Origin of the sequence: Paraclostridium sp. (assembly GCF_051657365.1) — a bacterium.
Classification (GTDB): domain Bacteria; phylum Bacillota; class Clostridia; order Peptostreptococcales; family Peptostreptococcaceae; genus Paraclostridium.
In genome coordinates, this window is the sequence record NZ_JBOFKN010000054.1 from 1 (window position 1) to 14,879 (window position 14,879).

Sequence of the window (14,879 nt, forward strand, 5' to 3'; positions counted from 1 at the left end):
CTTCTGGAGCTTTATCTATATTAGCGAAGTCTACTGCTTCTCCTAATTGATATCTATCGAATAATGTTTTTGTTATTGCTGCAGTTAATGTAGTTTTACCGTGGTCAACGTGACCTATAGTTCCTATATTAACGTGTGGTTTATTTCTTTCAAATTTAGCTTTAGCCATTTTGAATTCCTCCCTTTAATATTGGTTTATTTTTTGTAAGACGAGGATAAACCTCGCCTTACTTATTATATACAAAATTAATTTAATTAATTAATTATTTACCTTCAGCTATTTTCTTAGCAACTGAAGCTGGTACTTGTGCATAATGATCAAATATCATTGTATAAGTTGCACGACCTTGAGTAGATGATCTTAACTCAGTAGAGTATCCAAACATTTCTGAAAGTGGAACGAATGCAGTTATTATTTGTGCACCAGATCTAGCTTCCATACCTTGTATTAAACCTCTCTTAGAGTTTAATCCACCCATAACGTCTCCCATGTAATCTTCTGGAGTAACAACTTCTACTTTGAAGTATGGCTCAAGTAACACAGAGTTACCTTTTTTAAGAGCATCTTTCATAGCCATTGATCCTGCCATTTTGAATGCCATTTCTGATGAATCGACTTCATGGTAAGAACCATCGTATAATTCAACAGCAACGTCAACAACTGGGAATCCAGCAACTACACCAGCAGCCATAGCTCCTTGTATACCTGCATCAGTTGGTCCAACATATTCTTTAGGTACAGATCCACCAACAGTTTTGTTTTCGAATTTGTATCCAGAACCTGGATCTTGAGGGTTAACTCTGATCTTAACGTGACCATACTGACCTCTACCACCTGATTGTTTAGAGTATTTGTACTCAATATCAACTGGTTGAGTTATAGTTTCTCTATAAGCAACTTGTGGAGCACCAACGTTAGCTTCAACTTTAAATTCTCTTAATAATCTATCTACTATGATCTCTAAGTGTAATTCACCCATACCTGAAATTATAGTTTGTCCTGTTTCTTCATCAGTTCTAACTCTGAAAGTTGGATCTTCTTCAACTAATTTCTGAAGAGCTACACCCATCTTTTCTTGAGCAGCTTTTGATTTAGGTTCTATAGCAACAGATATAACTGGCTCAGGGAATTCCATAGTTTCAAGTACTATTGGATTAGCTGGATCACATAAAGTATCTCCAGTTGTAGTATCTTTTAATCCAACAGCTGCAGCGATATCTCCTGCATATACTTCAGTTATTTCTTCTCTTGTATTAGCATGCATTTGTAGTATACGTCCTAATCTCTCTCTCTTGTTCTTAGTAGAGTTTAGAAGGTAAGATCCACTTGATATTACTCCAGAGTAAACTCTGAAGAATGCTAACTTCCCTACGAATGGGTCAGTCATTATCTTGAATGCTAAAGCTGAGAAAGGTTCTTCATCAGATGCATGTCTTTCTGCTTCTTCACCATCTTCTAATATACCTTTTATAGCTGGTATATCAGTTGGAGCTGGTAAATAATCAACAACACCATCTAATAATAACTGAACACCTTTATTTTTGTAAGCAGAACCACAGAATACTGGGTTCATTTCACATGCTATAGTAGCTTTTCTTATAGCAGTTTTTATTTCTTCTACAGTGAATTCTTCACCTTCAAGATATTTCATCATTAACTCTTCATCAGTTTCAGCAACAGCTTCTACAAGCTTTTCTCTCCACTCTTGAGCTAATTCTTTCATATCTTCAGGTATTTCAGTTTTCACTATTTCAACACCTAAATCATCTTTGTATACATGAGCACACATTTCAACTAGGTCAACTTCACCTTCTAACCAGTCTTCTTTACCTATTGGTAATTGAACTGGAACAGCATTTGCTCCTAATCTATTTTTCATCATTTCTACAACGTTGTAGAAATCTGCACCCATTATATCCATTTTGTTTACGAATGCCATTCTAGGTACTTCGTAGTTGTCAGCTTGTCTCCATACGTTCTCAGATTGAGGTTCAACCCCACCTTTAGCACAGAAAACTGCAACAGAACCATCAAGAACTCTTAATGATCTTTCAACTTCAACTGTGAAGTCTACGTGTCCTGGAGTATCTATTATGTTTATTCTATGGTCTTTCCAAGCAGCAGTAGTAGCGGCAGAAGTTATTGTTATACCTCTTTCCTTCTCTTGCTCCATCCAGTCCATTTGAGAAGCTCCTTCGTGAGTTTCTCCTATTTTATGAGTTTGCCCAGTGTAGAATAGGATTCTTTCTGTAGTAGTAGTTTTTCCTGCATCTATATGAGCCATTATTCCTATATTTCTAGTTCTTTCTAAAGGAAACTTTCTAGTCATGGTTATCCTCCTTACGATATCCTTTAATAGGATATCAAATATATCCTATTATTAGAATCTGTAGTGAGCAAATGCTTTATTAGCCTCTGCCATTTTGTGAGTATCTTCTTTCTTCTTAACAGAAGCTCCTGTGTTATTAGCAGCATCCATTATTTCTTTAGCTAGTTTTTCAACCATACCTTTTTCACCACGAGCTCTAGTATAGTTTACTAACCATCTTAAACCTAAAGTTTGTCTTCTTTCAGGTCTAACTTCTATTGGAACTTGGTAGTTAGCTCCACCAACTCTTCTAGCTTTAACTTCTAAAACAGGCATTATGTTGTTCATAGCCGCTTCGAAAACCTCTAAAGAATTTTCTCCAGTTTTTTCAGCTATCATTTCGAAAGCATCATATACTATCTTTTGAGATTTCCCTTTTTTTCCATCTATCATTAAATTGTTTATTAACTTAGTTACTACCTGACTTCCGTATAAAGGATCTGGTAAAACTTCTCTTTTTGGAACATTACCTTTTCTTGGCATTTTGCTTCCCTCCTTAATTATTTAATCTTAAATCATAGGTACTCGACATTACATAAAATGCCGTGATGCCATAAATATATATATATTTAAAGCACCGAACTATAATTAGCTTTTATTTACTATTTTTTTGCAGGTTTAGGTCTCTTAGCACCGTACTTAGATCTTGCTTGCATTCTCTTATCAACACCAGCTGTATCTAATGTACCTCTTAATATGTGGTATCTAACCCCAGGAAGGTCTTTTACTCTTCCTCCTCTTATAAGAACAACACTATGCTCTTGTAAGTTGTGTCCTTCTCCTGGTATATAAGCAGAAACTTCTATACCATTAGTTAATCTAACTCTTGCTACTTTTCTTAAAGCTGAGTTAGGTTTCTTTGGAGTAAATGTTTTAACTGAAGTACAAACTCCTCTTTTTTGTGGAGCACTAGTATCAGTTGCTTTCTTGTGTAAAGAATCATATCCCTTTTGTAATGCTGGAGCAGTAGATTTCTTTTCTATCGCTTTTCTTTTCTTACGAACTAATTGGTTAATTGTTGGCATCATCTGCACCTCCTTCCAAATTTTTCGATCTTAAAATGACCGCCAACCACATCAATATGAATCCATATTGATATAAGCATGTAGCTAATGCTACAGCTCACTAATTAAATGTCTATAAAACACAACAAGTGTATTTTTAGAATTTTAGTTTGGTGCATATTATTATGCTTTTTAAAGTAAAAATAAAATATATTTAAAATATTACTAAGAGGTTTGAATCTCTTAGTAATATTTAATATCTTTATTTTACATACCTTTACATTTTAGCACCAGAGATGCTTTATGTCAAGTTATGTTTAATTTATATAGTAAAGTAAAATTACTCTTCTATTTTTTCGACAGCTATGTTCTTATATCTTTTCATTCCTGTACCTGCTGGTATTAACTTACCTATTATAACATTTTCTTTAAGACCTATTAAGTGGTCTTCTTTTCCTTTTATAGCAGCTTCTGTTAATACTCTAGTAGTTTCCTGGAATGATGCAGCTGATAAGAATGATTCTGTTGCAAGAGATGCCTTAGTTATACCAAGTAATACTCTCTTAGCTGAAGCAGGTCTTAATCCCTGTGCTACAGCATCTTCATTAGTTTGATTGAATGTAAGAACGTCTTCATATCCGCCTGGTAATAAATCTGTATCACCTGGGTCTTCAACTTTAACTTTAGATAACATCTGTCTAACAATAACTTCTATATGTTTATCGTTAATGTCAACCCCTTGCATTCTATAAACTCTTTGAACTTCTTTAACAACATAATCTTGAACACCTTCAATACCTTTAACCCTTACGATATCATGAGGATTTATAGATCCTTGAGTTAAAGCTTCTCCAGCTTCAACATATTGTCCATTTTTAACTCTTAATCTAGAACCATAAGGTATAGCATAAACTTGAGCTTCGCCTTGTTCTGGAACTACTGTAGCTTCTTTTCTCTTACCAGTTTCATCTATTTCTACTCTACCTGATATTTCAGTTATAGTAGCAAGACCTTTTGGCTTTCTAGCTTCAAATAATTCCTCTACCCTTGGAAGACCTTGTGTTATATCTCCTCCGGCAACCCCACCTGTATGGAATGTACGCATTGTAAGCTGTGTACCCGGTTCACCGATTGATTGAGCAGCTATTATACCAACAGCTTCTCCGATATTAACTTCTTTACCAGTAGCTAAGTTTCTACCGTAACACTTCGAACATACTCCATGGTTAGTTCTACAATTAAGAACAGTTCTTATCTTAACTATTTTTATACCAGCTTCTATAATTCTTTCAGCTTGATCTTCTTGTATCATAGAGTCAGCTTCAACAATTACTTCACCTGTAGTAGGATGAACTACAGCTTCTATAGTATATCTTCCTACTATTCTGTCATATAGTTCCTCTATAACTTCATTTCCATCTTTTATTGCAAAGATTTCTGTATCTTCAACTGTTCCACAGTCTACATCTCTAACTATAACATCCTGACTGACATCAACAAGTCTTCTTGTTAAGTATCCTGAATCGGCTGTACGTAAAGCTGTATCGGCAAGACCCTTTCTAGCTCCATGGGAAGATGTAAAGTACTCAAGTACTGATAAACCTTCACGGAAGTTAGATTTAACTGGTATCTCAACCGTCTTACCAGATGCATTGGCCATCAGACCACGCATACCTGCTAACTGTCTTATCTGGTTCTTAGAACCTCTGGCTCCTGAATGGGCCATTATGAAGATGTTATTTAATCTATCTAGGTTAGCCATAAGAGCATCAGTAACTTTTTCAGTAGTCTCTGTCCAAGTTTCTATTACTCTCTCATATCTTTCCTCGTTAGATATAAGACCTCTTCTATATGCTTTTTCATATTTATCAACTTTAGTTTCAGCTTCTTTTATGAAACCTTTTTTAGCTTCTGGTATCTTCATATCTGCAACGGCAACAGTTATACCACCTCTTGTAGAGTATTTAAATCCTAAAGCTTTTATATGGTCTAACATTTGAGCTGTAACTGTGTTTCCATGTTTTCTAAAGCATTTATCTATTATCTTACCTAATGATTTTTTATCAGCTAAGAAATCTACTTCTAGAGCGAACTTATCTTCATTTCTGTCAACAAATCCTAAATCTTGAGGTATATTCTCATTGAATATAAATCTACCAACTGTAGCTTCAACTAATTCAGTTCCAACACCTTCAACAGTTCTTCTTACTTTAACTAAAGAATGTAGTGTAACTGCATCATTATCATAAGCAAGCATCATTTCATTGTAATCTTTGAAGATCATTCCAGTACCTTTAGCACCTTCTTGAGCTTCTATTGTTAAATAGTAACATCCTAAAACCATATCCTGAGAAGGTGTAGTTATAGGAGAACCATCTTTAGGAGCAAGTATGTTATTTACAGATAACATTAAGAATCTAGCTTCAGCTTGAGCCTCAACAGATAACGGAACGTGTACTGCCATTTGGTCTCCATCGAAGTCAGCGTTGTACGCTGTACATACTAAAGGATGTAGCTTTATAGCCTTACCTTCAACTAAAACTGGTTCAAATGCTTGTATTCCTAGTCTATGTAGAGTAGGTGCACGGTTAAGCATTACTGGATGTCCTTCTATAACATCTTCTAGTACATCCCATACTTCCGGTTTAACTTTTTCTACTATAGATTTCGCACTCTTTATATTATGTGCATATCCTTCTTTAACTAATCTATCCATAACAAATGGTTTGAATAATTCAAGTGCCATTTTCTTAGGAAGACCACATTGATAGAATTTAAGTTCTGGTCCAACAACTATAACTGAACGTCCTGAGTAGTCAACACGCTTACCAAGTAAGTTTTGACGGAAACGTCCTTGCTTACCTTTAAGCATATCTGATAAAGATTTTAATGGTCTATTACCAGGTCCAGTTACCGGTCTACCTCTTCTACCATTGTCGATTAAAGCATCTACAGCTTCTTGAAGCATTCTTTTTTCATTTCTTACTATGATGTCCGGTGCTCCAAGCTCTAATAATCTCTTTAATCTATTATTTCTATTTATAACTCTTCTGTATAAGTCATTTAAGTCAGATGTAGCGAATCTTCCCCCATCTAATTGAACCATTGGTCTTAAATCTGGTGGGATAACTGGTATAGCATCTAATATCATCCATTCTGGCTTATTTCCAGACTTCTTAAATGCCTCTACAACTTCTAATCTTCTTATAGTTCTAACTCTTTTTTGACCTGTACTGTCTTTTAAGTCAGCTCTTAATTCTTTACTTTGTTGCTCTAAATCTATGTTTTGTAAAAGCTTCTTAACAGCCTCAGCACCCATACCTACTTCAAAAGTATTATATCCATACTTTTCTACAGCAGTTCTGTATTCTTTTTCTGTTAATAATTGCTTTTCATTTAATCCAGTTTCTCCTGGATTAGTTACTACGTAAGATGCAAAATATAATATTTTCTCTAATGATCTAGGAGACATATCAAGTAAAAGTCCCATTCTACTTGGTATACCTTTGAAGTACCAGATATGAGACATAGGAGCTGCTAGCTCTATATGTCCCATTCTTTCTCTTCTTACCTTAGCCTTAGTTACTTCTACTCCACATCTATCACAAACTACACCTTTATATCTTACTCTTCTGTACTTACCACAGTGACACTCCCAGTCCTTTTGAGGTCCAAATATTCTTTCACAGAAAAGACCATCTTTCTCTGGCTTAAGTGTACGATAGTTTATTGTTTCAGGCTTTTTTACTTCTCCTCTAGACCACTGTCTTATTTTTTCTGGAGAAGCCAATGCTATTTTTATTGACTCGAAATTGTTTAGTTCAAACAAGGAGTTCTCTCCCTTCTATTTGAGATTTACTTAAAATAAGAAACTATATATCAAAGTCTTCATCTTCATAGTTTAATTCTTCATAAACTACATCTTCTTCAAATTCTAATTCTTCTGCTACTTCTTCGTTTGATTCAAAATCTTCGATCTCTTCTACTATGCTATTTTCTTCAAGTTCAGCTATGTTCTCCATAACATCTAGTTCAAATTCTTTAGCATCTTCATCGATATCTATAGATTCTCTAACTTCTATTTCTTGATCTTCTTCTGTTAATACTTTTACATCTAAGCATAAACTTTGAAGTTCTTTTATTAAAACTTTAAATGATTCTGGAATACCTGGCTCAGGTATATTTTCACCTTTAACTATAGCTTCGTAAGTTCTAACACGTCCTACAACGTCATCAGACTTAACAGTAAGTATTTCTTGAAGTATGTGTGCAGCACCGTATGCTTCAAGTGCCCAAACTTCCATCTCTCCGAATCTCTGACCACCAAATTGTGCTTTACCACCAAGAGGCTGTTGAGTTACTAAAGAGTATGGTCCTGTACTTCTTGCATGTAACTTATCATCAACTAAGTGATGCAGTTTTAACATGTACATATATCCTACTGTGATTCTATTGTCGAATGTATTTCCTGTTCTACCATCATATAAAGTTACTTTTCCATCATCTGGGTAACCTGCTTCAACTAATGCTTTTCTTATGTCTGGCTCTTTTGCTCCATCAAATACTGATGTAGCTACATGCCATCCTAAAGTTTTAGCAGCAAGTCCTAAGTGAACCTCAAGAACCTGTCCGATGTTCATACGAGATGGTATACCCTGTGGATTAAGTACTATATCAAGTGGTTGTCCGTTTTCCATAAATGGCATATCTTCTTCAGGTAATACCCTTGAGATAACCCCTTTATTACCATGACGTCCAGCCATCTTATCTCCAACTCTTATTTTTCTCTTTTTAGCTATATAACATCTAACTAATTCATTAACTCCTGGAGATAAATCATCTCCGTTTTCTCTTGTAAATACTTTTACATCAACTATTATACCAGATTCTCCATGAGGAACTTTTAGTGAAGTATCTCTTACTTCTCTAGCTTTTTCCCCGAATATTGCACGAAGTAATCTTTCTTCAGCAGTAAGTTCAGTCTCTCCTTTAGGAGTTACTTTACCTACTAATATGTCTCCAGAATCAACTTCAGCACCTATTCTGATTACACCTCTTTCGTCTAAGTTCTTTGTAGCACTTTCTCCGACGTTAGGTATATCTCTAGTTATTTCCTCTGGTCCTAGTTTAGTATCTCTAGCTTCACATTCATATTCTTCTATATGAATAGTAGATAATCTATCTTCTTTTACAAGTCTTTCATTTATTAATATAGCATCCTCATAGTTATATCCTTCCCATGTCATGAATGCGATGAAGCAGTTTCTTCCTAATGCTACTTCTCCCATTTCAGTAGATGGTCCATCAGCTATAACATCTCCTGCTTCAATTTTATCACCTTTATTTATTATAGGTGTTTGATTTATGCAAGTACCTTGGTTAGAACGCTTAAACTTAAGAAGCTTGTATCTATCTTTATTTCCGTCTTCTCTTTTTATTATTATTTCATCTGCACTTACTCTGTCAGCTATACCAGAATTTCTAGCTACTACAACTGCTCCAGAGTCTTTTGCTGCTCTATATTCAACACCCGTACCTATGATAGGTGCTTCTCTTCTTACTAGTGGAACTGCCTGACGTTGCATGTTTGATCCCATAAGCGCACGGTTGGCGTCATCATTCTCTAAGAATGGTATCATAGCTGTTGCTATAGACACAACCTGCTTAGGAGATATATCCATATAATCAACTTTTTCAGTTGGAACTAATTCCATAGCTCCGTTTATAGTTCTACATACAACTCTGCTGTTTACGAATGCATCATTTTCATCTAAAGGCTCATTTGCTTGCGCTCTTATGAATATATCTTCTTCATCAGCTGTTAAGTAATGTATTTCATCTGTAACTTTTGCATTTTCCTTATCATATTTTCTATAAGGAGACTCAATAAATCCAAATTCATTTATCTTTGCATATGTTCCTAGAGAGTTTATAAGACCGATGTTTGGTCCCTCTGGAGTCTCTATCGGACACATTCTTCCATAATGAGAATGGTGAACGTCACGAACTTCGAATCCAGCTCTTTCTCTTGAAAGACCCCCTGGTCCAAGTGCTGATAGTCTTCTTTTGTGAGTTAACTCTGATAATGGGTTTGTTTGGTCCATGAACTGTGACAACTGTGAACTACCAAAGAATTCTTTTATAGCAGCTGAAACAGGTCTTATATTCACTAATGCTTGTGGAGTTATAGATTCCATGTCTTGAACAGTCATTCTTTCTTTTATAACTCTTTCCATTCTTGAAAGACCGATTCTAACTTGGTTTTGTAATAATTCACCAACTGATCTTATTCTTCTGTTTCCTAAATGATCTATGTCATCTATATTTCCTATCCCGAAGAATATATTAAACTGGTAACTTATAGATGCTATTATATCGTCTAGTAATATATGCTTTGGTATAAGCTCTTTTATTCTAGATTTTATAGCTTCTTTTATTTCTTCTTCATCACTATATTCATCTAAAATTTCTTTTAAAGTAGGATAGTGAACTTTTTCTTTTATATTTAAATCATCTATATTAAAGCTTATATGTGATTTTATATCTACAAAGTTGTTCCCTATAACTTTAACAACTTTTTCATCTTCAGCTAATAACTCAACAACATTTATTCCTGAGTTTTGTATAGCAACCGCTACATCTAAAGATATTTTTTCTTCTGCTTTAACAAATACTTCTCCAGTTTCTGGATTTATAATGTCATTAGCTGATATTTTGTTCATTATTCTATAGCATAATGCAAGTTTTTTGTTAAACTTGTATCTACCAACTTTAGCTAAGTCATATCTCTTAGCATCAAAGAATAATGCATTTAATAATGATGATGCACTCTCAACAGTCGGAGGTTCACCTGGTCTTAATTTTTTGTATATCTCTATAAGACCTTCTTCAACAGTTTTAGTGTTATCTTTTTCTAATGTAGCCATTAGTCTTTCATCTTCGCCTAATAACTCTATTATCTCTGCATCTGTACCTATTCCAAATGCTCTTAATAAGACTGTAACAGGTTGTTTTCTAGTTCTGTCAACTCTTACAGATATTACATCATTAGAATCTGTTTCGTATTCTAACCATGCACCTCTATTAGGTATAACAGTAGATGATATAAGTCTTTTACCTGACTTATCCATTTCTTGAGCATAGTAAACTCCAGGAGACCTAACTAATTGACTTACGATAACTCTCTCTGCTCCGTTTATTATGAAAGTTCCCTTTTCTGTCATTAAAGGGAAATCACCCATAAATACTTCTTGCTCTTTTATTTCACCTGTTTCTTTATTTATAAGTCTTACTTTAACTTTTAGAGGTGCACAATATGTAGCATCTCTTTCTTTACATTCTTCTATGTCATACTTCGGTTTCTCATCTAAAGAATAATCAACAAATTCTAATATAAGATTACCTGTATAATCTTCTATAGGTGAAATGTCTTCAAACACTTCTTTTAAACCTTCTTTTAAAAACCACTCATAGGAATCACATTGTATTTCTATAAGATTTGGTACATCAGCTATCTCCTTTATCTTAGAGTAGCTCATTCTAGTTCTCTTACCTATCGTGACAGGATGTGGCATTCACTTTTCACCTCTCAATAATTAAAAATAAAACCATAGTTTATTCTAACGCATCTAATAATTTTAACATAATTGCAACCTTTTTTCAATATATAAGTTTTATGTATATGCATAATATTATGTTTTTTTGTTCGACATAAAACATGCATTATCTATTATGTTCAAAAACTCAATCTATAATTCCTGTTTTTCAAAAATATACAGTTATTTTTTAGAAAAAAAAAAGATGTCCATAGGACACCTTCTTTAAAAGAAAACTACTTAACTTCTACTGAAGCACCAGCAGCTTCTAATTTTTCTTTCATTTGTTCAGCTTCGTCTTTAGAAACTCCGTCTTTTAATGTCTTAGGAGCTTCGTCAACTAATCCTTTAGCTTCTTTTAATCCTAATCCTGTTATTTCTCTAACTGCTTTTATAACTCCAACTTTTGAAGCTCCAGCACTTGTTAACACTACTTCAAACTCAGTTTTCTCTTCAGCAGCTCCACCAGCAACTGCACCAGCCATCATAACTGGAGCTGAAGCAGATACTCCGAATTTCTCTTCTGCAGCTTTAACTAATTCATTTAATTCTAAAACTTTCATGTTTTCTATAGCTTCTAATATTTGTTCTATTGTCATTGTTAGCACCTCCGAATTATATTCTTTTATAAATTATTGTTTTTTATTGTTTTTTCTTACGTTTAAGCTATTATTAAGCTTCTTGTCCTTCTTGCTTCTTGATCATTGCATCTATTAAGTATGCAAAGTTTGATACTGGAGCTTTTAAGCTTCCAAGTAATTTAGCAATAAGTACTTCTCTTGATGGTATGTTAGCGAATGCAACGATATCTTCTTTACCGTAGAATTCTCCTTCAACTACACCCATTTTTAATTCCATCTTAGGATGAGCATCCATAAATTCTTTTAATATTCTAGCTGGAGCAACTGGATCTTCGTATCCGAATGCTATTGCATTTGTTCCTACTAATAATTCATCGTTGAATTGTTCTATACCAACTTCTTTAGCTGCTTTTCTAACTAAAGTGTTTTTGTATACTTTGTATTCAACACCAGCTTCTCTCATTTTCTTTCTTAGTTCAGTTACTTCTTCAACTGTTAATCCTTTGTAATCAACAACTATAGCAGAAGAAGAGTTTTGTAACTTCTCAACTATTTCAGCAACCACATGTGATTTTACTTCTATAGCTTTTCTCATCTAGTCAGCACCTCCTTCATCCGATAGGTTATCTGCCGTAAATATCAAAAGCTTTTGTAATCATCATAGACGTACAAAAGCTTTAGTATCAAAATTTATCTAAAACCTCGGTAGGATATTAAGCAATAAGCACCTACTGTCTACGGCAAATCTATTCTTTTTTATTTATTAACGAATATTATTCTAACATCGTTACTTATTTATGTCAAGTATTTATTACTCAGCTATTTTAGCAGGGTTTACCTTAACTCCAGGTCCCATAGTTGAAGTAACAGCTACGCTCTTTAAGTATTGTCCTTTAGCAGCAGCTGGTTTAGCCTTAACTATTGCATCCATTAATGCTGCAAAGTTTTCAGTTAACTTTTCTCCACCGAAAGATACTTTTCCTACTGGAACGTGTATTATATTAGTTTTATCTAATCTGTACTCAACTTTACCAGCTTTTATTTCGTCTATAGCTTTAGCTACATCGAAAGTAACTGTTCCTGATTTAGGGTTCGGCATTAAACCTTTAGGTCCTAATACTCTACCTAATCTACCTACTACACCCATCATATCTGGAGTAGCAACAACTACATCAAATTCAAACCAGTTTTCACCTTGTATTTTTTGTACTAAATCTTCAGCACCTACAAAGTCAGCTCCAGCGTTTTTAGCTTCTTCAGCTTTTGCACCTTTAGCGAAAACTAAAACTCTTTTAGTTTTACCAGTTCCGTGTGGTAATACAACCGCACCTCTTACTTGTTGGTCAGCGTGTCTTGAATCAACACCTAATTTTATATGAGCTTCTACAGTTTCATCAAACTTAGCAGTAGCAACTTCTGCAACTAAGTTTAAAGCTTCTGAAGCATCGTATAATCTTGTTCTATCTATTTTACTTGAAGCTTCTAAGTATTTTTTACCTTTTTTAGCCATTTTCATGTCCTCCTTGTGGTTTTATTGGTTTTTACCTCCCACTTTTTCAAGCGAAGATAACTAATTTAATATTAATTAGTCTTCAACAACGATACCCATACTTCTTGCAGTACCAGCTATCATTCTCATAGCAGATTCTACTGAAGCAGCGTTTAAGTCAGGCATTTTTAACTCAGCTATTTCTCTTATCTTAGCTGAAGATAAAGTAGCGACCTTTTTCTTGTTAGGTTCTCCTGAAGCAGTATCTAATCCAGCAGCTTTCTTTAATAATACTGCAGCTGGAGGAGTTTTTGTTATGAAACTGAAAGATCTATCTTGATATACAGTTATAACAACTGGTATTATCATTCCAGCTTGATCTGCAGTTTTAGCATTGAATTCCTTAGTGAATCCCATTATGTTAACACCGTGTTGTCCTAATGCTGGTCCAACTGGTGGAGCTGGTGTAGCTTTCCCTGCAGGTATTTGTAATTTTATTTGACCTATAACTTTTTTAGCCATTGAGCGCACCTCCTCAGATTATTTATTCTCTAGTTATATTTTTCTATGCCTTTGTAGTCTATTGCAAATAGAGTTTTTTTACCAAAAGCATCTATACACACTTTTACTTCTCTTGTTTCCAGGTCTATTTCTTCTATAGTTCCTATTTGTCCTTCAAAAGGACCGTTAGCAACCTTTATTACTTCGCCAATTTCAACATTAATGTCTCCGCTTACTAATTTAGGAACAGCTGTATCTATGCCCATAGTTATTACTTCATCTTCACTTAAAGGAACCGGCTTAGAACCTGGTCCTACAAATCCAGTAACCCCTTTGGTATTTCTTACTACATACCAAGATTCATCAGTAATAACCATTTTCACTAGAACGTACCCTGGAAATACCTTACGTTGTCTAGTCTTTTCTTTCCCAGTTTTTGTAGTCTCAACTACATCTTCAGTAGGGACAACTACTTGAGTTATGCATTCTTCCATACCTCTTGTTTTAACAGCTTTTTCAATTGTTGCTTTAACCTTATTTTCATGACCTGAATAAGTATGTACTACATACCATCTAGCCTCTTGTAATTCCGACATTCTGATTCTTCCTTTCTATTTTAGTATTAGATTTAGTGCACCAGATAATACACTATCTAAAGCCCATACTAAGATAGTAGCCGAAACAACAACAGTTAAAACAACTCCTGTGTTTTTAAAAAGCTCTTTCTTTGTTGGCCACGTAACTCTTTTCAATTCCTGCTTAGTTTCTTTAACATATCTAAAAAAACTAGGCTTTCGTTTAGTTCTTGGACTTTCATTTATTTGGGCAGCCATTCCACACTCACATCCTTATAAAAACTATTTTGTTTCTTTATGAGCAGTATGCTTCTTGCAGAATCTACAGTACTTTTGTAGTTCTATTCTATCTGGGTTATTCTTTTTGTTCTTAGTAGTGTTGTAGTTTCTTTGCTTACACTCTGTACATGCTAAAGTTACTTTAACTCTCATCTGCTACACCTCCAACTCGTAAATACAATATATATATTGTTAACTTTATTGCCTACTCTGTATAATAGGTTCAATATCTCATTTTTGAATCATCACCTCATATAAATTATCACAATTTAGTAGGCATGTCAATGTTTTTGTTACTTTGAAGTTAAAAAAAGAGGAGGTTATCCCCCTCTTTTTTTAGTTTTAAAATTTATGTTAAGAATAAGAGAATTATTCTACTATAGAAGCAACAACACCTGATGCTACTGTTCTTCCACCTTCTCTTATTGCAAATCTTAATCCTTCTTCTATTGCTATTGAGTTTATTAACTCTATGTTCATTTGGAT

13 protein-coding genes, 1 pseudogene and 1 other annotated feature are annotated in these 14,879 nt (G+C 34.2%); all 14 genes and pseudogenes read right to left on the reverse strand.

Features of this window, described 5'->3' with window-relative positions:
• Positions 1-169 (reverse strand): GTP-binding protein (locus ACRCYC_RS03850; protein WP_261291357.1); only part of this gene is annotated, 169 nt, incomplete at its 3' end.
• Positions 170-263: 94 nt separating this feature from the next.
• A complete protein-coding gene (gene fusA, locus ACRCYC_RS03855) occupies positions 264-2,330 on the reverse strand; it encodes an elongation factor G (protein WP_438617868.1) in 2,067 nt (688 codons plus the stop codon).
• Positions 2,331-2,381: 51 nt separating this feature from the next.
• Positions 2,382-2,852, reverse strand: coding sequence for a 30S ribosomal protein S7 (gene rpsG, locus ACRCYC_RS03860; protein WP_438617869.1), 471 nt, complete (start codon positions 2,850-2,852; stop codon positions 2,382-2,384).
• Positions 2,853-2,971: 119 nt separating this feature from the next.
• Positions 2,972-3,394 carry a 30S ribosomal protein S12 gene (rpsL, locus tag ACRCYC_RS03865; protein ID WP_438617879.1) on the reverse strand — a complete coding sequence of 141 codons (423 nt, stop codon included), beginning with the start codon at positions 3,392-3,394 and terminating at the stop codon, positions 2,972-2,974.
• Positions 3,395-3,713: 319 nt separating this feature from the next.
• On the reverse strand, positions 3,714-7,202 hold the full coding sequence (gene rpoC / locus ACRCYC_RS03870) for a DNA-directed RNA polymerase subunit beta' (RefSeq protein ID WP_438617871.1): 3,489 nt from the start codon (positions 7,200-7,202) through the stop codon (positions 3,714-3,716).
• A 43-nt stretch (positions 7,203-7,245) separates the two neighbouring features.
• The gene (gene rpoB / locus ACRCYC_RS03875; RefSeq protein ID WP_438617873.1) at positions 7,246-10,947 is read right to left on the reverse strand and encodes a DNA-directed RNA polymerase subunit beta; all 3,702 of its coding nucleotides are present in this window, start codon (positions 10,945-10,947) and stop codon (positions 7,246-7,248) included.
• A gap of 257 nt (positions 10,948-11,204) precedes the next feature.
• A complete protein-coding gene (gene rplL / locus ACRCYC_RS03880) occupies positions 11,205-11,567 on the reverse strand; it encodes a 50S ribosomal protein L7/L12 (protein ID WP_438617874.1) in 363 nt (120 codons plus the stop codon).
• A gap of 73 nt (positions 11,568-11,640) precedes the next feature.
• Positions 11,641-12,144, reverse strand: a complete 504-nt coding sequence (gene rplJ / locus ACRCYC_RS03885; RefSeq protein WP_438617875.1) for a 50S ribosomal protein L10 — start codon at positions 12,142-12,144, stop codon at positions 11,641-11,643.
• Between the two features lie 35 nt (positions 12,145-12,179).
• Positions 12,180-12,308, reverse strand: a sequence feature (ribosomal protein L10 leader region).
• A gap of 52 nt (positions 12,309-12,360) precedes the next feature.
• Positions 12,361-13,059, reverse strand: coding sequence for a 50S ribosomal protein L1 (gene rplA, locus ACRCYC_RS03890; protein ID WP_438617876.1), 699 nt, complete (start codon positions 13,057-13,059; stop codon positions 12,361-12,363).
• A gap of 75 nt (positions 13,060-13,134) precedes the next feature.
• Positions 13,135-13,560, reverse strand: a complete 426-nt coding sequence (rplK, locus tag ACRCYC_RS03895; RefSeq protein WP_021121982.1) for a 50S ribosomal protein L11 — start codon at positions 13,558-13,560, stop codon at positions 13,135-13,137.
• A 29-nt stretch (positions 13,561-13,589) separates the two neighbouring features.
• Entirely contained in the window at positions 13,590-14,135 is a 546-nt protein-coding gene (nusG, locus tag ACRCYC_RS03900) for a transcription termination/antitermination protein NusG (RefSeq protein ID WP_438617877.1), read from the reverse strand.
• A gap of 15 nt (positions 14,136-14,150) precedes the next feature.
• Positions 14,151-14,372, reverse strand: coding sequence for a preprotein translocase subunit SecE (gene secE / locus ACRCYC_RS03905; protein WP_438617878.1), 222 nt, complete (start codon positions 14,370-14,372; stop codon positions 14,151-14,153).
• Positions 14,373-14,396: 24 nt separating this feature from the next.
• Complete coding sequence (rpmG, locus tag ACRCYC_RS03910; RefSeq protein ID WP_021121979.1) at positions 14,397-14,546, reverse strand: 50S ribosomal protein L33; 150 nt, start codon at positions 14,544-14,546, stop codon at positions 14,397-14,399.
• Between the two features lie 216 nt (positions 14,547-14,762).
• Positions 14,763-14,879: pseudogene (locus tag ACRCYC_RS03915) on the reverse strand (EF-Tu/IF-2/RF-3 family GTPase); the annotation flags it as partial.

Bases quoted from the DNA above. Each gene is read 5' to 3' on its own strand.
- rplL (WP_438617874.1), bottom strand. From the start codon at position 11,567: ATGACAATAGAACAAATATTAGAAGCTATAGAAAACATGAAAGTTTTA.
- nusG (WP_438617877.1), bottom strand. From the start codon at position 14,135: ATGTCGGAATTACAAGAGGCTAGATGGTATGTAGTACATACTTATTCA.
- rplK (WP_021121982.1), bottom strand. From the start codon at position 13,560: ATGGCTAAAAAAGTTATAGGTCAAATAAAATTACAAATACCTGCAGGG.
- fusA (WP_438617868.1), bottom strand. From the start codon at position 2,330: ATGACTAGAAAGTTTCCTTTAGAAAGAACTAGAAATATAGGAATAATG.
- rpsL (WP_438617879.1), bottom strand. From the start codon at position 3,394: ATGCCAACAATTAACCAATTAGTTCGTAAGAAAAGAAAAGCGATAGAA.
- rpsG (WP_438617869.1), bottom strand. From the start codon at position 2,852: ATGCCAAGAAAAGGTAATGTTCCAAAAAGAGAAGTTTTACCAGATCCT.
- rplJ (WP_438617875.1), bottom strand. From the start codon at position 12,144: ATGAGAAAAGCTATAGAAGTAAAATCACATGTGGTTGCTGAAATAGTT.
- secE (WP_438617878.1), bottom strand. From the start codon at position 14,372: ATGGCTGCCCAAATAAATGAAAGTCCAAGAACTAAACGAAAGCCTAGT.
- rpmG (WP_021121979.1), bottom strand. From the start codon at position 14,546: ATGAGAGTTAAAGTAACTTTAGCATGTACAGAGTGTAAGCAAAGAAAC.
- rpoB (WP_438617873.1), bottom strand. From the start codon at position 10,947: ATGCCACATCCTGTCACGATAGGTAAGAGAACTAGAATGAGCTACTCT.
- rplA (WP_438617876.1), bottom strand. From the start codon at position 13,059: ATGGCTAAAAAAGGTAAAAAATACTTAGAAGCTTCAAGTAAAATAGAT.